The sequence below is a fragment of the Kineococcus terrestris genome, assembly GCF_041020755.1.
Classification (GTDB): domain Bacteria; phylum Actinomycetota; class Actinomycetes; order Actinomycetales; family Kineococcaceae; genus Kineococcus; species Kineococcus terrestris.
Map to the genome: position 1 here is coordinate 49,408 of NZ_JBEUEI010000005.1, position 21,532 is coordinate 70,939.

Genomic DNA, 21,532 nt, shown 5'->3' on the forward strand with positions numbered 1-21,532 from the left:
CGTCGTGCTGGAGCTGTGGAGGTCCGGGGGAGGGGTTCGCGCCGGACCTCCACAGCGCGCGGGGGCGCTGCGGGCCGGGGCCTCAGCGCACGCGGGCGGTGCGGTCGCCGCGGGCCACCGACAGGCGCACCCGCCCGGCCACGTCGCCGCGGCCGACGACGGTGCGCAGCTGGCGGCTGACCTCGTCGGCGGCGCGGCCGACCTCCTCCAGGTCGGCGCTGGGCTCGACGACGGCGCGCAGCTCCACGACCAGGCGGCCGCGGTCGACGACCGTGCGGCCGGAGGCGGAGCGCACGCCGGGGGCGGCGGCCAGCGCCTCGGCGGCCGCGTCGGCGGGGGCGTCGGCCTCCAGCACGAGCCGGTCGCCGTCGCGCGAGCCGGGCAGGGACACCGCCGGCGCGCCGCGGCGCGGCACGTGGGCGATCAGCCACCACAGCGCCAGGAGCGCGAGGACGACGGCGGCGGCGGCGCAGGCGCCGGCGAACCAGCCGGCGGCCACGGCGTCGGCGACCGGGCCGGTGCTGAGGCGCTCGGGCGTGCCGGGCAGCAGCTGCGCCAGCCACCCGGCGTACCAGGCGACGGCCGCGGCGCCGGCGGCGACGAGGACGAGGCCGAGCAGGACCGCGACGAGGCGGTCCAGGCCGAGGACCTTGCGGCTCACGCGGGCACCTCCTGGCTGGGCTCCTGGGCGGAGCGGTCGGTGGCGGGGGCGCGGACGGCGACCCGCACCCGCGGCTGGGGGTCGAGGGAGCGCAGCCCGGTGCGCACGGCGTCCTCGACGCGGGTGCGCACGTCCTCGCTGGTGGCGTCGACCGTCACGGTGACGGCGCGCCGGCTCGCGGAGGAGCTGGCGGACAGGACGCCGTCGACGGAGCGGGCGGCGCCGGAGGCCAGGCGGGCGACGTCGCGGGTGGTGACGTGCACGCCGGGCGCGGAGGTGACCGCGACCGCCTTGCGGGAGCGGCGGGCGAAGCCCGTCGCCAGGACCCACAGCCCCACCAGGACGAGGACGACCCCGACGGCGGCCAGGGCCGGGCTGGGCGCCAGGCCGTCGGCGGCGTCCACGGCCGCGGGGACCCACGGCTGCCCGCCGACGGTGCCCCAGGTCACGAGCGCCTCGCGGGCCAGGACGGCCGCGACGGCGAGCAGGAGGAGCGCCAGGACGGGCCCGAGGACCCCGATCCGCCCGGCCCCGGTGGGCCGGCCGGCGTCCTGCAGGCGCTCGCCGCGACCGGCGGCACCGGTGGTGGTGCTGGTGCTGTCGAGCTGGCTCACTGGACCCTCCTCGTGCCGGTCGTGCCCGCCCGCTCGGCGGTCACGTACGTCGCGACGGTCACCTCGACGGCGTCGACGGTCGTGGCGGCGAGGGCGGTGACGGCGTCGCGCACGGCGTCGCGCACGGCGGCGGCGACCTGCGCCGCGGGGTGCGGCCACACGGCCGCCACCTGCACCCGCAGCCGGGCCCGGTGCCCGGCGACCGTGCAGTCCACGGACGGGTATGCGCGCCCGAGCACGGTGTCCAGGGCCCCGGCGACGCGGGCCCCGGCACCGCCGGAGCCGGTGCCGCCGGTGCGGGTGGTGCCGGGCACGCCGGCCGCGGCGGCCTCGGCGATGCGCTGCACGACGCGGTCGTGGACGACGAGCCGGCCGCGCTGCTCCGGCGCCGTCGCGACCGCGGTCTCAGCCACGGCCGCGGCCGGGCACGAGCGCCGCGAGGTCGACGCGGCCCTCCAGGTGGGCGCCCACGGCGTAGCCGACGGCGCCGAACAGCAGCGCCAGCAGCAGCCAGCCGAAGCCGCCGACGGCGGCCACGAGGGCGAGGAGCAGGCCGGCCAGCAGGCCGGCGGTCGAGGAGGACATGTCCTCTGGTCCTTCCGTCCGGGGCGCCCGGTGCGGGCGCCGTGGGTGCGCCCGGGAGGGGCGCGGGTCAAGCGGCGGCGACGTCCTCGACGTGGACGGCCACGGGGGCGGGCACGGCGGCGGCGGCGAGCACGGCGGCCGCCGCCGCGTGGACGTCGCGGGCCACCTCGCGCACCGGGGCGTCCAGCCCCAGGACGACGTGCACCTCCACGGGCGGGCCACCGGGTCCCGCGCCGCGCAGGGCCGCGTCGGGCAGGCGGACGCCGGTCACGCGCCGCCCGGGCAGGTAGGTCGCCACCTCCCCCAGCGCGCCGGCGTGCAGCCGGACGACGCCGGGGACGGCGAGGACGGCTCCCGCCAGGTCGTCCGCCAGCCGCTCCAGGACGCCGGCGTCGCGGCCGGCGTCCGCGTCGGCAGGGGGGGTCACTGGACCCGGACGGTCTTGGGCTCGTCGTCGGCGTCGTCCTCGGGCAGGTGGACGTCCGAGACCTCGATGTTGACCTCGGTGACCTCCAGCCCGGTCATCCGCTCGACGCTGGTGATGATGTTGCGGCGCACCGAGGAGGCCAGGTCGGCGATGGCGACGCCGTACTCGGCGATCAGCTCGACGTCGACGGCGGCCTGGCGCTCGCCGACCTCGACCGCGACGCCCTGCGCGTGGTTGACGCGGCCGCCGGGGATGCGCTCGCGGATGGCGCCGACGGCGCGGGCGGCGCCGCCGCCGAGGGCGAAGACGCCGGAGACGTCGCGCGCCGCGATGCCGGCGATCTTCGAGACGACGGTGTCGGCGATCGAGGTGGTGCCGTGGTCGCTGCTCAGCGAGCCCGGGGTGGCGCCGGTGCGGGCCACGGCGGTGCTCGTGCTGGTGCCCGCGGTGGTGGGCCGGGTGGTGGTGTTCTGCTCGGTCATGGCTCCTCCGTCCGGTGCGAGCGGTGCGGTCGGTGACCGCTGGTGTTCCGTTCGCTGAAGTGGTGGAGCGCGTGACCACCGGTTCGTCACGGCCGCGACCCTGTGACGCTCATCACACTCCCGTGACGTGAGAGAGCGCTCCCTCCGGGTGCGGGGCACCGGGCGCCGTGGTCCGATCGGCCGGCACGATCAGCAGGTCGGAGCCCGGCGCGCGGCGGTGCCCGCGCAGGTCCTCACGCACCGTGGAGCAGCCCGCGATGTCCGACCCCGTGACCGACGACGACGTCGGCGACCAGCAGCGCGCCCCGGCGCACCCCGGCTCCTCCGACGAGCCCACCGACGAGGTCCTCGCCCGCCGCGCCGCCCTGGGCGACCGCGACGCCTTCGCGGCGGTCGTCGACCGGCACGGCCCGGCCCTGCACCGCTACGCCTACCGGCTCCTGGACGACCCCGGCGACGTGGACGACTGCGTGCAGGACGTGTTCCTGTCCGCGTGGAAGGGGTTGCCGTCGTTCCGCGGCGACTCCTCCCTGCGGACCTGGCTGTTCACCATCACCCGGCACGCCGTCTACGCGCGCTCGCGCAAGTGGCCGGCCTCGGGTTCTCGACCCCACGTGGACCTCGACGACGTGGTAGACCGGGTGCGCGACCTGCGGGCCGACCCCGAGCGCGAGAGCGTCGAGGTCGCGCTGCGCGAGGCGCTCGACCTGGCCCTGCAGCTGCTGCCCCCGCGGCAGCGCGCGGCCTGGCTCCTGCGCGAGGTGGAGGAGCTGCGCTACGACGAGATCGCCCGGGTGCTCGGCACGACCACGACCTCCGTGCGGGGGCTGCTGGAGCGGGGCCGGGCCACCCTGGCGCAGGCACTGGAGGAGTGGCGGTGAACGACCGACCTGCGGGCGCGCTGCCGGGCGAGGACGTCCTGGCCGCCGCCGCCCGCTCCCTGCGCGTGCACACCCCGGCCGGCTGGACGACGGCCCGCGCCGGTGTGCTGGAACGCGCCCGCCGCGCCTTCCGGCCCTCCGCGCCGGTGCGCGGGCGCCACGAGCTCGGTGAGTTCGTCGTCGCCGCCGACGTCGTCGTCCTGCGGCTGCGGCAGGCGGTGGACGCGCTGCCCGACACGGCCGCGCGGCGCATCACCTGCGCCACCGACGCCACCGACGCCCTCGACGGGGTGACGGTCGAGGTGGCCGTGCTGTTCGGCGCGCACCTGCCGACGGCCGCGCGCACCGTGCGGGCCGTCGTCGTGCGGCGCCTGGAGGAGCTGCTGGGCGAGCTGAGCCCCGTCCCGGACGCCGTGGACGTGCACGTGCACGTCGGGGACGTCGTCGCCGACGTGCGCGACCTGCGCTGAGCCGCCGACCGCCGCGGGGAGTGGAGCCGAACCGTCGTCCGCGGGCCGCGCGGGGACGGTCCCGCTCCACTCCGGGAGGCGTCAGGACGTCCGGGGGCCGAGCAGCAGGTCGGCCAGCAGCGCCTCGACGCGTGCGCGGACCTCGTCGCGCACCTGCCGGACGACCTCGATGCCCTGCCCGGCGGGATCGGTCAGCGCCCAGTCCTCGTAGCGCTTGCCCGGGTAGAACGGGCAGGCGTCGCCGCAACCCATGGTGACGACCGCGTCGGAGGCCCGCACCGCCTCGGGGGTGAGGACCTTCGGCTGCTGGCCGGTGATGTCGATGCCGACCTCGGCCATGGCCTGCACGGCGACGGGGTTGATCGCCTCGGCGGGCAGCGAGCCCGCGGAGCGGACCTCCACGGCGCCGCCGGACAGGGCGGTCGCGAACCCGGCGGCCATCTGCGAGCGCCCGGCGTTGTGCACGCAGACGAAGAGGACGCTGGGCTTGCTGGTCTCGGTCACGGGGTCCTCCTGGGGCTTCGGGACGGGTTCACCGGCCGCCGCCATAGCGGCCGTGCGGGAGGCCGGTCGGGAACCCGACCGGCTGGGGAGCGCCGGCGCCGCAGCAGGAACCGTCGCCGGAGCGGTCGACCTCAGCGCTGCCGTGGGCGGCGACCGCGGGGGCCGCGCTGGCGCACACCCCGGTCGCGGGCAGGTCCAGGCGCACGTCGGCCGCGGCCTCGGCGTCACCGGCGAGGTGGGCGGCGACGGAGCGCACCTGCTCGTAGCCGGTGGCCAGCAGGAACGTCGGGGCGCGGCCGTAGCTCTTCATCCCCACGACGAAGAACCCCGGCTCGGGGTGCGCCAGGACGTCGGCGCCGTGCGGGGGCACGGTGCCGCAGGAGTGGAACTCCGGGTCGATCAGGGGTGCCAGGCGGGTGGGGGCCTCCACGCCGGGGTCCAGGTCGAGCCGCAGTTCCCGCAGCACCCCGAGGTCCGGCCGGAAACCCGTGGCGGCCACGACGACGTCCACGACGAGCCGCTCCTCACCGCGGGGGGTCGCGGCCACCACGGTGACCTCGCGGTCGCCGGGTTCCAGCGCGCCGACCTCGGACCCGGTGCGCAGGTCGACGCGCCCGGTCTCCACCGCCTCGCGCAGCCGGGCTCCCAGCGCGCCGCGCGCGGGCAGGCCGTCGCGGTCCCCACCGCCGAAGCTGCGCTCGGCGGAACTGCCGCGCACCGCCCAGACGACGCGGGTGCCGGGCACCTCGTCGGCCAGGGCGACCAGGTGCAGCAGGGTGTTGGTCGCCGAGTGCCCGGCTCCGACGACGAGGACGCGGCGCCCGGCGAAGCGCTCCCGGTCGACGCCCAGCACGTCGGGCAGCGGCCCGGCCAGGAAGGGCGCGGCCTCGGCCTCGCCGACCGCCGGCAGGCCCGAGACGCCCAGCGGGTTGCGCTGCTCCCACGTCCCGGAGGCGTCGACGACGGCGCGGGCGTGAAGGTCGCTCACGCCGCCGTCGCGGTCCCGCACCCGCACGAGGAACGGCCGCTCCCCGCGACCTCGTCCGTGGGTCTTGTCCGACCCGACCCGGCTGACCGCCACGACGCGGGCGCCGGTGCGGATCCGCGGGGCGAGCTGCGCGGTGGCGGCCAGCGGCGCCAGGTACCGCTCGACCAGCTCGGCCCCGGTGGGCAGACCCGTGGGCTTCGGGTGCTCCCAGCCTGTCGGTGCCAGCAGCCGGGCGGCGGCGGCGTCGACGTCGTAGCGCCACGGCGAGAACAGCTGGACGTGCCCCCAGGCGCGCACCGCGGCGCCGACCTCGTCGCCGGCCTCCAGCACGAGGGGTTCCAGGCCGTGCTCGAGCAGGTGCGCGGCGGCGGCCAGGCCGACGGGCCCGGCGCCGACGACGACGACGGGCAGGCCGTCGTGGGAGGTGGTCATCGGGTTCTCCTGGTTCAGCGGACGCGGCCGGCGGGGACGGTGGGGTCGCCCGGGAAGAACCGGCGGGCGGCCCACAGGGAGACGTAGACCAACCCCACGAGGACGGGCACCTCGATGAGGGGGCCGACGACCCCGGCCAGGGCCTGCCCGGAGGTGACGCCGAAGGTGCCGATGGCCACGGCGATCGCGAGCTCGAAGTTGTTGCCGGCCGCGGTGAACGACAGCGTCGCGGTCTTCGCGTAGGTCATGCCGAGGGCGCGGCCCGTGACGAACGACAGGCCGAACACGAGGACGAAGTAGGCCAGCAGCGGCAGGGCGGTGCGGGCGACGTCGCCCGGCTGGGAGGTGATGGCGTCGCCCTGCAGGGCGAACAGCAGCACGACGGTGAACAGCAGCCCGTAGAGGGCGACCGGCCCGATCCTCGGCAGGAACCGCTCCTCGTACCAGGTGCGGCCCCTGGCGCGCTCGCCCAGCGTGCGGGTGAGGAAACCCGCCAGCAGGGGGATCCCGAGGAACACCAGGACGGACACGACGATCGCGCCGACCGAGAAGTCGGCGCTGGTGGTGGGCAGCCCCAGCCAGGCGGGCAGGACCTGCAGGTAGAACCAGCCGAGGGCGGCGAACGCGACCACCTGGAACACCGAGTTCAGGGCGACCAGCACGGCGGCGGCCTCCCGGTCGCCGCAGGACAGGTCGTTCCAGATGAGGACCATGGCGATGCAGCGGGCCAGGCCGACGATGACCAGGCCGGTGCGGTGCTCGGGCTGGTCGGGCAGCAGCAGCCACGCCAGGGCGAACATCAGCGCGGGCCCGGCCACCCAGTTCAGGACGAGGGAGGTGACCAGCAGGCGGCGGTCGGAGGTCACGCGGCCGGTCTCGGAGTACCGGACCTTCGCCAGCACCGGGTACATCATCAGCAGCAGGCCGACCGCGATGGGCACGCTGACGTTCCCGACCTCCACGGCGCTGAGCGCCGCGTCCAGGCCGGGCACGAGCCGGCCCAGCAGGAGCCCGGCGACCATCGCCAGGACGATCCACACGGGCAGGAACCGGTCCAGCACCGGCAGCCTCGCCAGCACCGGGGTCTCGGCACCACCACGGGAGTTCTCGGCGACCAGGTCGCTCATCGGGTGTTCCCTCTCATCGACGACTGTCGATGGACAACCGTGGCAGGAGGCGTCGACGGCTGTCAACATCGACACCGGTCGATGCCTGGGGCACACTGGTCGCGTGCCCACCTCGACGCTCCCCCTCGTCCCGTCCGCGGAGCTCGCCTGCTGCGCGCCGCTGACGCGCGAGCCGCTGGGCGCCGAGGACGCGGTGCGCCTGGCCCGCACGCTCAAGGCCGTCGCCGACCCGGCCCGGCTGCGGCTGCTGTCGCTGGTCGCCGCGCACGAGGGCGGCGAGGCGTGCGTGTGCGACCTGACCGGACCCCTCGGCCTGAGCCAGCCGACCGTCTCGCACCACCTGAAGGTGCTCGTCGAGGCCGGGCTGCTGACCCGCGACAAGCGCGGCGTGTGGGCGTACTACGCCGTGGTGCCGCAGGCGCTCGACGCCCTGGCGGCGGTCCTCGCCACCCCCGCCGCCGTCCGGCGGTGAAACCCGCCGCGCCGGTGGTCGTCGCGCCGATGACCGCGGCCGACTGGCCGGACGTGCGGGCCGTGCACGCCGAGGGCATCGCCACCGGCCACGCCACCTTCGAGACCGCGCCCGCCGCCAGCTGGGCGGAGTTCGACGCGGGCAAGCTGCCGGCGCACCGCCTCGTCGCCCGGGCGGCCGGTGCCGGCGGGCTGCTGGGCTGGGCCGCCGTCTCCCCGGTCTCGTCCCGCCCCGTCTACGCCGGGGTCGTCGAGCACTCCGTGTACGTGGCGGCCGCCGCCCGCGGTCGCGGCGTCGGCCGCCTGCTCCTGGACGCGCTCGTCGCCTCCACCGAGGCCGCCGGTGTCTGGACGCTGCAGTGCTCGGTGTTCCGCGAGAACTCCGCCAGCCTCGCCCTGCACGCCGCGGCCGGGTTCCGCGTCGTCGGCACCCGCGAGCGCGTCGCCCGCGCGGGCGCCGGCCCCCTGGCCGGCACCTGGCGCGACACCGTCCTGCTCGAGCGGCGCAGCAGCGTCGCCGGGAACTGAACCCCCTGCCCCCGCCCGAGATCCCGAGGAGCCTGATGACCGCCCCCCGCGTCCTGTTCGTCTGCGTCAAGAACGGCGGCAAGTCCCAGATGGCCGCCGGCCTGATGCGCGCCGCCGTCGCCGCCCACCCCGACCGCCCCGTCGAGGTGTCCTCCGCCGGCACCCGCGCCGGCAGCGCCCTCAACGCGCTGTCCGTGGACGTGCTGCGCGAGGTCGGCGTCGACATCGGCGAGGAGCGCACCCGGCAGCTGACCGACGACGACGTGCGCGCCGCCGACCTCGTCGTCGTCCTCGGCGACGAGGCCCGCGTCGAGCCCGTCGACGGCACCCCCGTGGAGGTGTGGGAGACCGACGAGCCGTCCGCGCGCGGCATCGAGGGCGTCGAGCGGATGCGCCTGGTCCGCGACGACATCGCCGCCCGCGTCGCGGAGCTGCACGGGCGCCTGACCTCCTGACGCTCCCTCCGTGATCTTGCAAGGTCTACCAGCAAGATCACGTTGATCACGGAGGGTCGAGGACTCGACCTTCCGTGATCACGACGGGGGAGGGGTGCGGGTGCTCGGCCGGTGACGACGCCGGCGTCCAGCGCCGGCCGCCTCCCGCCGGACCGTGTCCGCCGGCCGGACCCGCAGACTGGGCTCGTGGACGGGCGGGCGGTGCGACGCGTCGAGCGGCGCCCGGACGCGGTCGTCGACCCGGACGTCTGGCCCGCCACCGTCCCGGCCGTCGCGCACCTGCTCGCGCACGGTCTCGACCTGCCCGCCGGGGTGACGTTCCTCGTCGGGGAGAACGGTGCCGGCAAGTCGACCCTCGTGGAGGCCGTCGCCGAGCTGCTCGGCATCCCGCCCGAGGGCGGGTCCACCGCCCACCGCGCCGGCGCCGACCGCGGTCGCGGGTCCGACCGCTCCGGCCTGGCGGAGGTGCTGCGCGTGGTCCGCGGCGCCGGTGGCCGCGGCCGGCAGGGGTTCTTCCTGCGCGCCGAGACCGCCCACCGGTTCGTCACCTACCTGGAGGACGCGGGCGCCCGCGGCGACGGCCCGCCCGCCCCGCACCCGCTGCACCGCCTCAGCCACGGCGAGCAGTTCACCGAGGTCCTCGCCACGCAGCGTTGGACGGGCTCGGCCGGGATCGTCCTGCTGGACGAGCCGGAGTCGGCGATGTCGTTCCGCAACCACCTGGCGCTCGCGGGCACGCTGGCCGCGACGGCCCGGCGCGGGACGCAGGTGCTGTGCGCGACGCACTCGCCGCTGCTGACCGCGCTCCCCGGCGCGCTGGTGCTGCAGCTCGACGAGGACGGGATCCACCGCGCGGAGTGGGAGGACCTGGACGTCGTGCACCACTGGCGCTTCTTCCTCGACGCGCCCGAGCGGTACCTGCGCCGCGTCCTGCCACCGTCGTGATCCTGCTGGGAAACCCCGCGGGATCACGGTGATCACGGATGGGTGAGAGCTCGACCATCCATGATCACGGCAGGAGGAGGAGGGGCGGGAAGCGAGCGGGCGACCGCGGGGTTGCTCCCGGCGTGGACACGCCGACGGCGGACGAGCGCCGCACCCGCCTGCTGCACCTGCTGACGACGACGCGGAACGGGGTGCTGACCACGCTCAAGCGCGACGGCCGCCCCCAGCTGTCGAACATCACGTACGTCTTCGACCCGGAGCGCGAGCTGGTCCGGGTCTCGGTGACGGCCGACCGCGCCAAGTCGCGCAACCTCGAGCGCGACCCGCGCGCCAGCCTGCACGTGACGTCCGGCGACTTCTGGTCCTGGACGGTCGTGGAGGGCGACGCCGAGCTGTCGCCGGTCGCCGAGCGCGAGGACGACGAGGCCGTCGCCGAGCTCGTGGACCTGTACCGGGCGATCGCCGGCGAGCACCCCGACTGGGACGACTACCGGCGCGCGATGGTCGCCGACCGCCGCCGCGTGGTGCGCCTGCCCGTCGCCCACGTGTACGGGCAGCTGCCCGCCTGAGCGCGGCTCACGTCCCGCAGAACGTGACGTGCGGGCCGGCGCCGGCGGGCGCCGGCTGCGCGTAGCGCTCCAGGCCGGGGCGCTCGGTGAACGGGGAGCTCACCACGTCCAGCAGCCGCTCGAACGGGTCGAGGTCCCCGGCGGTCGCGGCGTCCAGGGCCTCCTCGACGAGGTGGTTGCGCGGCACGTAGACGGGGTTGGCGCGCTCGGCGGCGGCCGCGTCCGGGCCCAGCGCCCGCCAGCGCGCCAGCCAGGCGTCGAGGGCCGCCGCGTCGGGCACCAGCAGCCGCAGGGCGCTCTCGTCGCCGCGGGCGGCGGGGCCCAGCGCCCGGAAGCTGCCGGTGAGGTCCGCGCTCGCGGCGCGCAGCAGCTCGAACAGGTCGGCGGCCAGCGTCCCGGCGGTGGCGAGGTCCACGTCGGCGCGCAGCCCCAGCTTGGTGCGCGCGCCGCTCGACCAGGCGGTGCCGTAGCGCGCGCCGAACCCGTCGAGCACGCCGACGGCCAGCCGCACGGCCTCCTCCTCGTCCTCGGCGAACAGCGGCAGCAGCGCCTCCGCCAGCCGGGCGAGGTTCCACTGCACGGCGGCGGGCTGGTTGCCGTAGGCGTAGCGGCCGCCGTGGTCGATGGAGCTGTAGACGGTGGCGGGGTCGTAGGCGTCGAGGAACGCGCAGGGGCCGTAGTCGATCGTCTCCCCGGACAGCGTCGTGTTGTCCGTGTTGAGCACCCCGTGGACGAACCCGACGAGCATCCAGCGCGCCACCAGCTCCGCCTGGACGGCCACGACCGCCCCGAACAGCGCCAGGTACGGGTGCTCGGCGCCGGCCGCGGCCGGGTGGTGGCGGGCGATCGCGTGGTCGGCGACCCGCCGCAGCAGGCCGGCGTCCCCCGTGGCGCGCGCGTACTGGACGCTGCCGACCCGCAGGTGCGAGGCGGCGGTGCGGGCGAGGACCGCGCCCGGCAGCGGCACCTCCCGCTGCACGGTCGCGCCGGTCGCGACGACGGCCAGCGACCGGGTGGTGGGGATGCCGAGGGCGTGCACGGCGCGGCTGACCAGGTGCTCGCGCAGCATCGGCCCGACGGCGGCCAGCCCGTCCCCGCCGCGGGAGAACGGCGTGCGCCCGGACCCCTTCAGGTGCAGGTCGCGCAGCCGGCCGCGGGCGTCGGTCAGCTCCCCGACGAGCAGCGCGCGCCCGTCGCCCAGGCGGGGGGAGAACCCGCCGAACTGGTGCCCGGAGTAGGCCTGCGCCACGGGGGTCGCGCCCTCGGGCACCGCCCGGCCCACGAGCACCTGCAGACCCTCGGGGCTGCGCAGCCAGGCGGGGTCGAGGCCCAGCTCGGCGGCCACGTCCTCGTCGAGGACGAGCAGCCGCGGGTCGGGGACCTCGGCGCCCTGCCAGGGGACCGCCATCTCCGGCAGCTCACGGGCGAACCGGTCGGAGAAGGCGGTGGTCGTACCGGGGGCGACGCTCACCCCGTCCAGGCTAGGCGGGGCGTGGACGGGTGGCGAACCCGCCAGCGCGGCCCGGGTGCCCGGCACCGCAGGGTCACCGACGAGCTCGACGTGCCGCGGTCCCGCGCGTCGCGCCGGCGCACGCTCAGCGCTTGAGCACCTCGTGCCAGAGCATGTGCCGGGCGCTGACCCGCAGGCCCGGTGTGGCGACCGCGGCCACCGTCCGCAGGAAGCGGTCGTCCTCGAGCTGGTCCAGCAGCATCGCCGCCAGGTCCTCGCGCGAGCACAGCGCGCCCTCGACCTCGCCCTCCCGCACCGTGTACCCGAGGCCCGCCTGGTCGGTCAGGCCCGGCGGGCGCACGATCGTCCAGTCCAGGTCGCTGGCGCGCACCCGCGCCTCCATCGCGGCCATGTCGTCGTAGACGGTCCTGCCGACGTGGTCGCGCACCACGGCACGGAACGCCTTGCCCGCCGCGCTCCGCGCGGCGCCGGTCACCGTGCTGCGGTCCGGGGGGCGCGAGGGGGTCAGTCCTGCGGAGGTGACCACGACCAGGCGCCGCCGGCGGTACTGGCGCATCGCCTGGACGAGCAGGCGCGCGCTGGCCGAGTACACGCTCACCGGACGGCGGGTGAAGGAGGTGCCGATGGTGCAGACCACCGCGTCGGCACCGGCGACGGCCGCGTCGAGGACGCCCTCGGCGGTGGCGTCGCCGGCGAGGACGTCGAGCCGCTCGTGCCGCAGCGGGAAGGTCCCGGGGTGGCGGGTCAGCGCCCGCACGCGGTGACCGCGGGCCAGGGCCTGGCGCACGACCTGCCGGCCGGTGGGGCCGTTGGCGCCCAGGACCAGCAACCGGTCGTGGCGCGGCTCCGGGCGGGCGTCGTGCTGCGTGGTGGCCACCCCACCACCCTCACTCGACCAACAGTTTTCTGCAAGTCCCACGGCGGTCCTCGCTGGGACCATGGCCGCGTGGACGAGCACCCCGCCCCGACGGACCGCACCGCGCTCACGGGAGCCGAGCTGGACCGGATCGTGACGTGGAACGTCGTGCGAGCGGCGCGCTTCCTGGGGCAGCGCCTGTCCGAGCGCCTGGCCGTCCACGAGCTGAACCCGGTCAACTTCGGGGTGCTCGCCCAGCTCGAGACCACCGGGGAGATGTCCCAGGCCGACCTGGCCCGCGCGGTGCACCTGCGCCCGCAGAGCATCGCCGCCCTGCTCGACGGGCTCGAGCGGCGCGGGCTGCTCGCCCGCACCGGCGACCGCGCGCGGGGGCGCCGCAACCCGGTGCGGATCACCGAGGACGGTCGCGCCGCGCTGCGAGCGGCGTGGGCGGTGGCGACCGGGAGCAACGACCTGGCGGACGCGGGGCTCAGCGACACCGAGAGCGCCCAGCTGAACGGCCTCCTGCTCAAGGTCGTCGGCGCGAGCCGGGGCCGGCTGACCGACGAGTCCGCGTGGGACTGGCGCGAGCGCTGAGGCGCGGCCGGACGGGTGGACGGGGCAACCCGCACGGGCCGCACGACGTCTCCCGGGGGGAGCCGGCGACAGGGGGAGCGGTGGAGGGGTCGTTCGAGGAGTTCGTCACCGCCTGGGGCGGGCGGCTCCTGCGGACCGCGGTGCTGCTGACGGGTGACCGCGCCGAGGCCGAGGACCTGCTGCAGGACGTCCTGGAGCGCCTGTACCCGCGCTGGCGGACGGTGCAGGACCCGCCGGCGTACGTGCGCACCGCCATGTCCCGGGCCGTCACCGACCGGTGGCGGTGGCGCAGCCGCCGGCCGCGGCAGGTGCCGCTGGCCGACCACCACGACGTCGCCGTCGGCGACGGCAGCGTCCACCGGGCGCAGCGCGAGGACCTGCTGGCGCACCTGCGCCGGCTGCCGCCGCGGCAGCGCGCGGTGATCGTGCTGCGCTACTACGAGGACTGGTCGGAGGAGCGCATCGCGGAGGAGCTGGACGTCTCGCGCGGCACCGTCAAGAGCCAGGCGTCCAAGGGGCTGGCGCGGCTGCGCGAGCTGGTGGAGGAGCGCGAGGCCGGGCAGCGGCGCGAGGGGGAGATGAGCAGGTGAACGAGACGTTCGAGCAGCGGTTGCGGCAGGACCTGGCGGCGGCCGTGGAGGAGGTGCGGGCGCCGGACGGTCTGACGCCCGCGGTGCTGCGGGGCGGCCGCCGCCGGCTGCGGCGCCGGCGCGCGCTGGTGACCGCTCCCGTCGCCGTCGCCGCGGCGGGGGCGGTGGTCGCCGGTGCCGCGGGCGGCTGGGGCGGTGGCCGCGACGGGCGCGGCGACGGGCTGGTGGCGGCGCCCGCGCCGTCCACGTCGTCGACGTCGCCGGCGCCCTCGGAGGGACCCGCCCGGGAACCGGCGCCCGGTGACCGCGCCGAGCGCGCGGCGGGTGTCGCGGCCGCCGCGGAACGGCTGACCCGGGAGCAGGAGGACCAGCTGCGCGAGCAGTCGGTGCGGGAGCTGACGGCGAGCGGCTCGCCCGAGCTGGCCGCCTGGTTCGGCGCCGGCTACGTCTACGACGACGCCGTTCGGCTGGGGGAGGTCTGGAACGTGGACGCTGCCGAGGCCAAGGTCCTCGGCGGTGAGGACCTGCTGGCCGGCCGCACGCTGCCGGTCAGCCCGAGCCCGGAACTGCCGCGCACCTCCCCCGGCTGGGAGCTCAACGCGTTCACCGCGTGCGGGTACTCGCCCGCCGACGCGGAGGACCTGGCCGCGCGGTGGGACCTCGACACGTGGGACGCGCAGGTGGAGGCGGGCAGCCGGCTGCTGGCCGGGGAGGTCCTGCCCGTGGTCCCTCCGCGCCCGTGCTCGTGAACTCCCGCGGGTCCGTCGCCGCGCCGGGCAACGCGACCGGGCTCCGCGACGTCTCCCGGGGCATGAGCGATCAGCGACCGCGGAACTCCTCCCCGAGCCCGACCCCGGCTACGGCCGGGCGCCGCGTGCGGGCCCTGACCACGACCCTGCTGGTGGGCGGCGCCGTCCTGGCCGGCGGCAGCGCCTGGGCCGCCTCGGCCGGCACCCCCGCCACCGTCCCCGCGCCGGCCGTGGAACCCGCCGGGGACGTCGTCGCGGGACCCGTGACGGTCGACGACGCGGCGCTCGACGCGTTCTTCGGCGCCGGGTACACCTACGACGACGCGGTCGCGCTGGCCGCGGCCTGGGAGGTCGACAGCTTCGAGGCCAAGGTGCTGGGCGGGCGCGACCTCCTGGCGGGCGGTTCCCTGCCGATCGCCCCCGGCAGCGCCGCCCCGGCGCCGGGTTCTGCGCTGACGGGGGAGGACGCGGCCGTGGACGCGTTCTTCACCGCCGGGTACACGTACGACGACGCGGTGGCGCTGGGCGCGGAGTGGAAGGTCGAGCCGTACGAGGCGAAGGTCGCCGCGGGACAGGTGCTGCTCGCCGGGGACGAGCCGCCGATCGCCCCGGGCAGCGCCGCGCCGGCTCCGTCGCTGGACGAGCCCGCCGCCGTCGACGCGTTCTTCGCCGCCGGGTACACGTACGACGACGCGGTGGCGCTGGGCGCGGAGTGGCAGGTCGAGCCGTACGAGGCGAAGGTCACCGCGGGGCTGCGGCTGCTCTCCGGCGGCGGCCTGCCCGCTCCCGGGACCACCTCCTGACGGGACCGCCACCGGTGGAACCGTTGCCGCGCGCCGGTTTCGAGGTCGAGCTGCTGGCGCCCCGCGGGTCCAGCCGGCTCGACCTCGCCCGCGAGCTGGCCGCCCGCGCGGGCGGCGGCGTCCAGCGCGTCTTCCACGTCGACACCGAGGGTTCCGCCGTCCCCGGGGTGCGGGCGTTCTGGAACCTCACCCCGGGGTTCGAGGTGCGGGGGGGTTCCGGGGAACTCGTCTGCACGCTGGTCGACGACAGCACGATCGTCGACGACCTGGACGCCACCGCCGCACCGCGCCCGGGCTGGTACCGGGTCGTCAGCGACGACGCGCGCCTGCTGCGCCTGGTGCAGCGCCACGCCGACCCGGCGGAGGGGATCGGGTCGGTGCTGGACGGCGCCGCGGCGCTGTTCGGGACGCGGGTGCGGCGGGTCGGGGACGTGCACCGCCTCGACGACGCGGCCGGGGCGAGCGTGGCGATGGCCGCGCCGCTGCCGGGGGAGCGGGAACGGCCCTGCGAGGTCATCACCCCGCCGCTGGTCGCCGACCACGCCGCGGCGCTGGAGGCCCTGCTGGCCCCGGCCCGCGCGGCGGGTTTCACGGTGCCCGCCGAGGCCGCCGTCCACGTGCACCTGGACGCGGCACCGTTCCGCGACGTCGCCGCGTTCCGCCGCGTCGTGCGGTTGTTCGACGAGCACCGCGAGGAGCTGCGGCGGGCGTTCGGCACGAACCCGCGCTGCCGCCGGCTCGCCCCGCTGCCGCCGGACCTGGTGGAACTCGCCCGCCGCGACTGGCCGGACTGGCCGTCGCTGCGCGCGGCGGCCGCTCGCACCGCGGTGACGAAGTTCAGCGACGTGAACCTCACCCGGGTGCTGGGCGTGCGCCCCGGCCCGGACACGCTGGAGGTGCGGGTGCTGGCGGGTTCCGCCGACGGCGCCGCGATCGCGGAGGCGTTCGCGGACCTGGTGCGGCTGCTGGAGTTCCCGGCCGGCTGAGACGGCCGGGATGTCACCGCGGTCTCAGCGGGTGTCCTCCTGCGAGGCGACCACCGCGCGCACCACCCGGGCCCAGACGAGGAGGGACACCGCGAAGGCGGCGAACGCCAGCAGGTGCAGGACGGCCCCGGCGGTCGAGGACCCCGTACCGGTGAGCGGAGCGGTGATCTGCGAGGCGGTGTACGTCAGGACGGAACCGGTCAGCCACGTCGTCCACCAGGCGGTCAGCGGCGGACGCGGCGCCGCGCGTCCGGGCGAGCCGACCGCAGAGGCGGCCGCGGCGTCGCGCACCACCTGGTACGGGAACCAGAACGAGACGACGGGGACCAGCCACCCCCACCACACCCACGCGCGGGCGCGGACGTGGGGATGCGTCGGTGACAGTTCCTCCGCGTTGCGGCGCACCCGCGACAGCCACAAGCACGTCACGACGAAGGAGACGACCCACGCGAGCCCCGTCAGGCCGGTGACGACGTCGTAGGTGGTGGGGAACCGCGCCGCGTCGTACCCGGCGGCGGTCAGCGCCGAGGCCCCCTCGCCGACGGTGACGAACCCCGCCACCGCGACGGCGGCCGTGCCGAGGGCCCGCACGGGACGCAGGCGCACAGGTGCCGGGGGCGGGCGTTCCCCGGGAGGGGGTCCGAGGCCCCGGTCGCCGGGTCCGCCCGGTGCCGCGGGCAGGGTCCAGGGGTCGTCCTGCGGTGCTCCGCTCACCGGCCGTCAGCCCCGCGCCGCCAGCAGCTGCCGCATCTCCTCGATCTCGGCGGTCTGCGAGGTGCCGATCTCCTCGGCCAGCACGAGCGCCTGCGGGTTCGTGCCCTCCCGCAGCTGGGTCTCGGCCATCTCCACCGCACCCTCGTGGTGCTCGACCATCATCTCCAGGAACATCCGGTCGAACTCGGCGCCGCTGGCCTCGCGCAGCTGCGTCATCTGCTCCGGCGTCATCATCCCCGGCATCGAGGAGTGGTCCGTCGAGGAGCCGCCCCCGTGCGCGCCGTGCGGGTCGGTGCCGCCCGTCTCCGCGCCCCAGGCCTGCAGCCAGCCGCGCATCAGCTCCATCTCCGGCTGCTGCGCCGCCTCGATGCGGGAGGCGAGGTCCAGGACCTCGGGGTCCTCGGTGCGGCTGGGCGCCAGTTGCGCCATCTCGACCGCGCCCTCGTGGTGGACCAGCATCGCCTGGGCGAACTCGACGTCCGCGTCGCCGTGCTCGGCGTCCACGGTCGCGCCGCCGCCGGGCTGCTCGGTGGGGCTGTCCGCCGGGGCCGCGGCCGGGGGCGGGGTGCTCGCGGTGTCCGCGGTGCCGTCCCCGCAGGCGGCGAGGCCGAGGACGGCGGCCGCGGCGACGGCGGCCAGGCGGGCGGGGGTGGGACGGGTGGGCACGGGCGCCTCCGTGGTGCGTCGCGGGTGTCCGGCTCGTGGCCCCACCGTAGGCACGGGTCGAACTCGGGCGCCCGTCGGCGCCGCGAGGCCCCCGGCGCTCAGCGCGCGCGGTGGTGCGGTGGCTCGGGTGCTGCCGCCTCGTCGCCCTCGTCGCCCTCGTCGCCAAGACCTCCGCGTTCCAGGGCGGCGTGCCGCTCGAACGGATCCTCGACGTCCGTGTCGACGTGCTCGTCGAGCGTGCGGCGCAGCTCGTCGGCCTTCCCGTCGCCCAGCGGGCGCAGGGCACCGGCGACCTCCTCCACAGGGACGAAGGTTCGCGGCCCGGACGACACGTCGCGGTACGGGCCGGCGCTGGCGACGGGACGGTCCCCCGCCTCCACCGCGTCGACGTGCTCCTCCAGCGCGTCGGCCAGCGGCCCGAGGACGCTGCGGGGCAGGGCGTGGCCCATCCCGGGCACCGTCACCAGCCGCGCGGAGCCGACGACCTCGGCCAGGTGGCGGGCGTGCGGGGGCGGGTTGACGGGGTCGGCGGGCGCCTCGACGACGAGCACCGGGACGCCCACGGCGGCCAGTTCCGCGCCGCGCTCGAGACCGGACGGGTCGGCGAGCGCGTGCGCGGTGGGCGAGCGCCACGTGCCGCTGTGGGCGGCGACCCGCCGTTCCAGCTCGCGGAACTCCTCGGGGTCGAACGGGGCGTCCGGGCCGTTGAGGACGCGCCAGTGCTCCACCCGCCACGCGAGCTCGGCGTCCTCGTCGCGCTCGGCGCCCAGCTCCTGCCACAGCTGGAGCAGTTCCGGTGCGGGGCCGGGCAGCTCCCCGGCACCGGTGGTGTCCGCCAGGCCCGCGCCGAGGGCGGCGGTGGCGAACACGGTGGCGCTGCGCAGCCGCTGCGGCGCGTCGAGCAGCAGCAGCTGCACGAGGACACCGCCCATCGACATGCCCACGACGTGCGCGCGCTCGACGCCGAGGGCGTCCAGGACCCGCACGGCGTCGCCGGCGAGGTCGCGCAGCGCGTAGGGGCGCTCGTCGAACGCGCGGCTGGAGCGGCCGGTGTCGCGGTGGTCGTAGCGCACGACGCGGTACCGGCGGGCGAGGCGGTCCACGAGCTCCTCGGGCCACGTCAGGCCGCTGGCGTTGGCGCCCATGACCAGCAGGACGACGGGGGCGGCCGGGTCGCCGCGCTCCTCGACCCACAGGTCGACGCCCTCGGCGACGGGGACGACGTGCTCCACGGTTGCCACGGCGACGACCCTCGCAGCGCTCGCCCGGGGCGGTCCACCGGGTTTCGGGGTGCTCGCCGCGGTGCCAGGGTGGCCGGGTGGGACTCATCGGGATCACGGGTGCGACGGGCGCGGTCGGCGGGCGGGTGGCGCGGCGGCTGGCCGCGGCCGGGGTGGCGCAGCGCCTCGTGGTGCGCGACCCCTCGCGGGCGCCGGACCTGCCGGCGGACGTGCGGGTGGCGCGGTACGGCGACGGCGGGGCGCTGCGGCACGCGTTCGACGGGGTGGACGTGCTGCTGCTCGTCTCGGCCTCCGAGGACGCCGACCGGGTCGCGCTGCACCGCAGCGCGGTGGAGGCGGCGGCCGAGGCGGGGGTGCGCCGCGTCGTCTACACCTCGTTCCAGTCGGCGGCGCCGGACTGCACGTTCACCTTCGGCCGCGACCACGCCGCCACGGAGGAGCTGCTGGCGGCCAGCCGGCTGGAGACGACGGTGCTGCGGAACTCCTTCTACCTGAACGTGCTGCCGGAGTTCGTCGTGGACGGCGCGCTGCGCGGGCCGGCGGGCTCGGGGCGGGTCGCGGCGGTCGCCCGCGACGACGTGGCCGACGTGGCGGTGGCGGCGCTGCTGGACGAGGAGCACTCCGGCCGCACGTACGACGTGACGGGCCCGCAGGCGCTGACGCTCGCCGAGGTGGCCGCCGAGATCGGCCGCGCCACCGGTGGGGAGGTGACGTACGTGGAGGAGACCGTCGAGGAGGCGTACGCCTCGCGGGCGTCCTCGGGCGCGCCGCGCTGGGAGGTCGACGGCTGGGTGAGCACGTACACGGCGATCGCGAACGGCGAGCTGGAGGCCGTCTCGGACGTGGTGCCGCGGCTGACGGGCCGCCCGGCGACGAGCCTGCGAGAGCTGCTGGCCCGCCGCTGACACCGGCCCGCTGCCGGCACGCGCCCGCCCGCCCGGCTCGTAGGGTCGGCGCGTGCCCCGCCCGGACCCCCACCCCGCCGGCGACCTCGCCGACGACCTGCACCGCCTGCACGGCGCCCCCTACGCGCGGTACCGGTCGCTGAGCGCCACCTACCCGCTGGCGCCGGGCGCGACCGTCCGGCTGCTGCGCGCGCAGGCCGACCCGTTCGCCCCGCCGAGCCGCCTGGAGGTGCGGGTGGACGCGGCCGCGAGCGGGCTGGCCGCGGTGGGCCTGGGCACCGAGCCGCGCCGGCGCGCCACGGCCTCCTTCCTGGCGCGCGCCGCCGCCCGGCACGGGCGCACGTTCCGCGTCGACGCCGGCGGCCAGGAGGTGCTGCAGCGCACCAGCTGCGAGGTCGCCGCCGACGGCGCCGTCGTCCTGCGCTGCGGCTACCACCTGCCGGGCCCGCGCCGGCGGATCGACGGGCGCACCGCCGCGCACGAGCTGACCGGCGAGCTGCCCGCCCTCGTCGCCGCCCGCCTGCTGCTGGCCGCCCACGACGCCGCGGAGGTGACCGCGTTCGCGGACGCCGTGGAGGACGCCGGCGCCCTGCGCGCCGCCCTGGAGCCGAGGGGCCTGGTCGCGTTCGTCGCCGACGGCGCCGTCCTGCCCCGCCGCAGCGGCGTCGACGACCGGCCCGCCCTGGACGCCGTCCCCTTCGCCTCCCCGGACTCCGTGCGCGTGGCCGTCGACCTGCCGCACCGCGGCCGCACCACGGGCGCGGGGATCGCCGCGGGGGTCACGGTCGTCGTCGGCGGCGGGTTCCACGGCAAGTCCACGCTGCTGCGCGCCCTGGAGGCCGGGGTCCACGACCACGTGCCCGGCGACGGGCGCGAGCTCGTCGTCACCCGCGCCGACGCGGTGGCGGTCCGCGCCGAGGACGGGCGCGCGGTGACCCGCGTGGACGTGGGCGCCTTCGTCACCGGCCTGCCCGGCGGGCTGGACCCGCGCGACTTCAGCACCCCCGACGCCTCCGGGTCGACGTCGCAGGCCGCCGCCGTCGTCGAGGCGCTGGAGGCCGGCAGCCGGCTGCTGCTGGTGGACGAGGACACGGCGGCGACGAACCTCATGGTCCGCGACGCGCGCATGCAGGCCCTGGTCGCCAAGTCCGCCGAGCCGCTGAACCCGTTCGTGGACCTCGTGCGCTCCCTGCACGCCGACCACGGCGTCTCGACGGTCCTCGTCGTGGGCGCCTCGGGCGACTTCCTCGACGTGGCCGACCGGGTGCTGGCGATGCGGGAGTTCACCTGCGCCGACGTCACCGACCGCGCCCGCGAGGTGGCGCGCACGCCCACGGGCCGCGTCGCGGAGGCCGGGTCGTTCCCCGCCGTGCGCCACCGGGTGCCCGACCCGCGCTCGGTGGACGCCACCGCCCGCGGCCGGCGCCGGGTGGGCGCGCGCGGCACCGACACCCTCCTGCTGGGCGAGCACGAGGTGGACGTGCGCGCGGTGCGCCAGTTCACCGACGCCGCGCAGGTCACCGGCGCCGGGCACGCCCTGGCGCGGATGGTCTCCGCCGGCCACCTGGACGGGCGGCGCACCCTGGCCCGGGCGCTGGACCTGCTGGAGGCCGACCTGGCCGCCGACCCGCCGTTCGGCTGGCTGGAGGGCGCCACCGCCGACGTGGCGGTGCCCCGCCGGCACGAGGTCGCCGCCGCCCTGGACCGGCTGCGGGCCCTGCGGGTGCGCGCGGTGGGCTGACGCTCACCCGAACGGCGGCCGGGCCGGGCCCGCTCCGCGCGCGGGCGGGTGAAACCGCCCGCCCGGCCGGCGCG

Annotated in this window: 28 protein-coding genes; 14 read left to right on the forward strand and 14 right to left on the reverse strand. The window is 77.4% G+C overall.

The features are described 5' to 3' along the window. Window positions 1-82 precede the first annotated feature (82 nt). The 6 genes from AB8M62_RS04800 to AB8M62_RS04825 all read right to left on the reverse strand — a co-directional run bounded on the left by AB8M62_RS04800 (window position 83) and on the right by AB8M62_RS04825 (window position 2,769). A complete protein-coding gene (locus AB8M62_RS04800; protein WP_369054241.1) occupies window positions 83-661 on the reverse strand; it encodes a hypothetical protein in 579 nt (192 codons plus the stop codon). Next, window positions 658-1,275, reverse strand: coding sequence for a DUF6286 domain-containing protein (locus AB8M62_RS04805; RefSeq protein WP_369054243.1), 618 nt, complete (start codon window positions 1,273-1,275; stop codon window positions 658-660). Before AB8M62_RS04805 ends, AB8M62_RS04800 begins: the two co-directional genes overlap by 4 nt. Beyond that, window positions 1,272-1,688, reverse strand: coding sequence for an Asp23/Gls24 family envelope stress response protein (locus AB8M62_RS04810; protein ID WP_369054244.1), 417 nt, complete (start codon window positions 1,686-1,688; stop codon window positions 1,272-1,274). The genes AB8M62_RS04805 and AB8M62_RS04810 overlap by 4 nt, the downstream gene beginning before the upstream one ends. Further along, window positions 1,681-1,860 carry a DUF2273 domain-containing protein gene (locus AB8M62_RS04815; protein WP_369054245.1) on the reverse strand — a complete coding sequence of 60 codons (180 nt, stop codon included), beginning with the start codon at window positions 1,858-1,860 and terminating at the stop codon, window positions 1,681-1,683. The genes AB8M62_RS04810 and AB8M62_RS04815 overlap by 8 nt, the downstream gene beginning before the upstream one ends. Window positions 1,861-1,927: 67 nt before the next feature. Beyond that, entirely contained in the window at window positions 1,928-2,287 is a 360-nt protein-coding gene (locus tag AB8M62_RS04820; RefSeq protein ID WP_369068800.1) for an Asp23/Gls24 family envelope stress response protein, read from the reverse strand. Further along, window positions 2,284-2,769: an Asp23/Gls24 family envelope stress response protein gene (locus AB8M62_RS04825; protein WP_369054247.1), complete on the reverse strand. Its 486-nt coding sequence runs from the start codon at window positions 2,767-2,769 to the stop codon at window positions 2,284-2,286. Before AB8M62_RS04825 ends, AB8M62_RS04820 begins: the two co-directional genes overlap by 4 nt. A 257-nt stretch (window positions 2,770-3,026) precedes the next feature. Here AB8M62_RS04825 and AB8M62_RS04830 point away from each other — a divergent pair, with 257 nt between their 5' ends. Together AB8M62_RS04830 and AB8M62_RS04835 are read left to right on the forward strand one after the other, a co-directional pair. Then, a complete protein-coding gene (locus tag AB8M62_RS04830; RefSeq protein ID WP_369054249.1) occupies window positions 3,027-3,650 on the forward strand; it encodes an RNA polymerase sigma factor in 624 nt (207 codons plus the stop codon). Then, window positions 3,647-4,120, forward strand: a complete 474-nt coding sequence (locus AB8M62_RS04835) for a hypothetical protein (RefSeq protein WP_369054250.1) — start codon at window positions 3,647-3,649, stop codon at window positions 4,118-4,120. The genes AB8M62_RS04830 and AB8M62_RS04835 overlap by 4 nt, the downstream gene beginning before the upstream one ends. 81 nt (window positions 4,121-4,201) lie before the next feature. On the opposite strand, the gene AB8M62_RS04840 is transcribed toward AB8M62_RS04835, so the two are convergent. From AB8M62_RS04840 to arsB, 3 genes are read right to left on the reverse strand one after another with little or no spacing between them, the layout of a single operon-like run. After that, entirely contained in the window at window positions 4,202-4,624 is a 423-nt protein-coding gene (locus AB8M62_RS04840; RefSeq protein WP_369054251.1) for an arsenate reductase ArsC, read from the reverse strand. A 28-nt stretch (window positions 4,625-4,652) separates the two neighbouring features. Next, window positions 4,653-6,044, reverse strand: a complete 1,392-nt coding sequence (locus tag AB8M62_RS04845; protein ID WP_369068801.1) for an FAD-dependent oxidoreductase — start codon at window positions 6,042-6,044, stop codon at window positions 4,653-4,655. 14 nt (window positions 6,045-6,058) lie between these two features. Further along, a complete protein-coding gene (arsB, locus tag AB8M62_RS04850) occupies window positions 6,059-7,171 on the reverse strand; it encodes an ACR3 family arsenite efflux transporter (RefSeq protein ID WP_369068802.1) in 1,113 nt (370 codons plus the stop codon). Window positions 7,172-7,274: 103 nt separating this feature from the next. On the opposite strand from arsB, the gene AB8M62_RS04855 reads away from it, so the two are divergent. The 5 genes from AB8M62_RS04855 to AB8M62_RS04875 all read left to right on the forward strand — a co-directional run bounded on the left by AB8M62_RS04855 (window position 7,275) and on the right by AB8M62_RS04875 (window position 10,139). Then, on the forward strand, window positions 7,275-7,643 hold the full coding sequence (locus tag AB8M62_RS04855) for a metalloregulator ArsR/SmtB family transcription factor (protein ID WP_369068803.1): 369 nt from the start codon (window positions 7,275-7,277) through the stop codon (window positions 7,641-7,643). Window positions 7,644-7,672: 29 nt separating this feature from the next. Beyond that, window positions 7,673-8,170 (forward strand): GNAT family N-acetyltransferase, encoded by a 498-nt coding sequence (locus tag AB8M62_RS04860; RefSeq protein ID WP_369054339.1) that lies wholly within the window; start codon window positions 7,673-7,675, stop codon window positions 8,168-8,170. A gap of 35 nt (window positions 8,171-8,205) precedes the next feature. Then, complete coding sequence (locus tag AB8M62_RS04865; protein WP_369054257.1) at window positions 8,206-8,625, forward strand: arsenate-mycothiol transferase ArsC; 420 nt, start codon at window positions 8,206-8,208, stop codon at window positions 8,623-8,625. Window positions 8,626-8,811: 186 nt separating this feature from the next. Then, window positions 8,812-9,570, forward strand: coding sequence for an AAA family ATPase (locus tag AB8M62_RS04870; protein WP_369068804.1), 759 nt, complete (start codon window positions 8,812-8,814; stop codon window positions 9,568-9,570). 122 nt (window positions 9,571-9,692) lie between these two features. After that, window positions 9,693-10,139 carry a PPOX class F420-dependent oxidoreductase gene (locus AB8M62_RS04875; protein ID WP_373694849.1) on the forward strand — a complete coding sequence of 149 codons (447 nt, stop codon included), beginning with the start codon at window positions 9,693-9,695 and terminating at the stop codon, window positions 10,137-10,139. A gap of 7 nt (window positions 10,140-10,146) precedes the next feature. Here the strand turns inward: AB8M62_RS04875 and AB8M62_RS04880 are convergent, their stop codons facing one another. Both AB8M62_RS04880 and AB8M62_RS04885 read right to left on the reverse strand, forming a co-directional pair. Further along, the gene (locus tag AB8M62_RS04880; protein WP_369068805.1) at window positions 10,147-11,610 is read right to left on the reverse strand and encodes a protein adenylyltransferase SelO; all 1,464 of its coding nucleotides are present in this window, start codon (window positions 11,608-11,610) and stop codon (window positions 10,147-10,149) included. Between the two features lie 124 nt (window positions 11,611-11,734). After that, entirely contained in the window at window positions 11,735-12,487 is a 753-nt protein-coding gene (locus AB8M62_RS04885; RefSeq protein ID WP_369068806.1) for an NAD(P)-dependent oxidoreductase, read from the reverse strand. Window positions 12,488-12,556: 69 nt separating this feature from the next. Here AB8M62_RS04885 and AB8M62_RS04890 point away from each other — a divergent pair, with 69 nt between their 5' ends. The 5 genes from AB8M62_RS04890 to AB8M62_RS04910 all read left to right on the forward strand — a co-directional run bounded on the left by AB8M62_RS04890 (window position 12,557) and on the right by AB8M62_RS04910 (window position 16,191). After that, window positions 12,557-13,063 (forward strand): MarR family winged helix-turn-helix transcriptional regulator, encoded by a 507-nt coding sequence (locus AB8M62_RS04890; RefSeq protein WP_369068807.1) that lies wholly within the window; start codon window positions 12,557-12,559, stop codon window positions 13,061-13,063. Between the two features lie 80 nt (window positions 13,064-13,143). After that, on the forward strand, window positions 13,144-13,653 hold the full coding sequence (locus AB8M62_RS04895; RefSeq protein WP_369068808.1) for a SigE family RNA polymerase sigma factor: 510 nt from the start codon (window positions 13,144-13,146) through the stop codon (window positions 13,651-13,653). Then, window positions 13,650-14,402, forward strand: a complete 753-nt coding sequence (locus AB8M62_RS04900) for a hypothetical protein (protein ID WP_369054262.1) — start codon at window positions 13,650-13,652, stop codon at window positions 14,400-14,402. Before AB8M62_RS04895 ends, AB8M62_RS04900 begins: the two co-directional genes overlap by 4 nt. A 125-nt stretch (window positions 14,403-14,527) precedes the next feature. After that, entirely contained in the window at window positions 14,528-15,205 is a 678-nt protein-coding gene (locus AB8M62_RS04905) for a hypothetical protein (RefSeq protein ID WP_369068809.1), read from the forward strand. Window positions 15,206-15,219: 14 nt separating this feature from the next. Further along, window positions 15,220-16,191, forward strand: coding sequence for an amidoligase family protein (locus AB8M62_RS04910; protein WP_369068810.1), 972 nt, complete (start codon window positions 15,220-15,222; stop codon window positions 16,189-16,191). Between the two features lie 24 nt (window positions 16,192-16,215). On the opposite strand, the gene AB8M62_RS04915 is transcribed toward AB8M62_RS04910, so the two are convergent. The 3 genes from AB8M62_RS04915 to AB8M62_RS04925 all read right to left on the reverse strand — a co-directional run bounded on the left by AB8M62_RS04915 (window position 16,216) and on the right by AB8M62_RS04925 (window position 18,812). Continuing rightward, window positions 16,216-16,797 carry a DUF4328 domain-containing protein gene (locus AB8M62_RS04915; RefSeq protein ID WP_369054266.1) on the reverse strand — a complete coding sequence of 194 codons (582 nt, stop codon included), beginning with the start codon at window positions 16,795-16,797 and terminating at the stop codon, window positions 16,216-16,218. A 114-nt stretch (window positions 16,798-16,911) separates the two neighbouring features. Then, the gene (locus tag AB8M62_RS04920; RefSeq protein WP_369054267.1) at window positions 16,912-17,571 is read right to left on the reverse strand and encodes a DUF305 domain-containing protein; all 660 of its coding nucleotides are present in this window, start codon (window positions 17,569-17,571) and stop codon (window positions 16,912-16,914) included. Window positions 17,572-17,669: 98 nt separating this feature from the next. Continuing rightward, window positions 17,670-18,812 carry an alpha/beta fold hydrolase gene (locus AB8M62_RS04925; protein ID WP_369054268.1) on the reverse strand — a complete coding sequence of 381 codons (1,143 nt, stop codon included), beginning with the start codon at window positions 18,810-18,812 and terminating at the stop codon, window positions 17,670-17,672. Between the two features lie 77 nt (window positions 18,813-18,889). On the opposite strand from AB8M62_RS04925, the gene AB8M62_RS04930 reads away from it, so the two are divergent. Together AB8M62_RS04930 and AB8M62_RS04935 are read left to right on the forward strand one after the other, a co-directional pair. Further along, on the forward strand, window positions 18,890-19,717 hold the full coding sequence (locus AB8M62_RS04930; RefSeq protein WP_369054269.1) for an NAD(P)H-binding protein: 828 nt from the start codon (window positions 18,890-18,892) through the stop codon (window positions 19,715-19,717). 52 nt (window positions 19,718-19,769) lie between these two features. Next, entirely contained in the window at window positions 19,770-21,458 is a 1,689-nt protein-coding gene (locus tag AB8M62_RS04935) for a P-loop domain-containing protein (protein ID WP_369054271.1), read from the forward strand. Window positions 21,459-21,532: the final 74 nt, after the last annotated feature.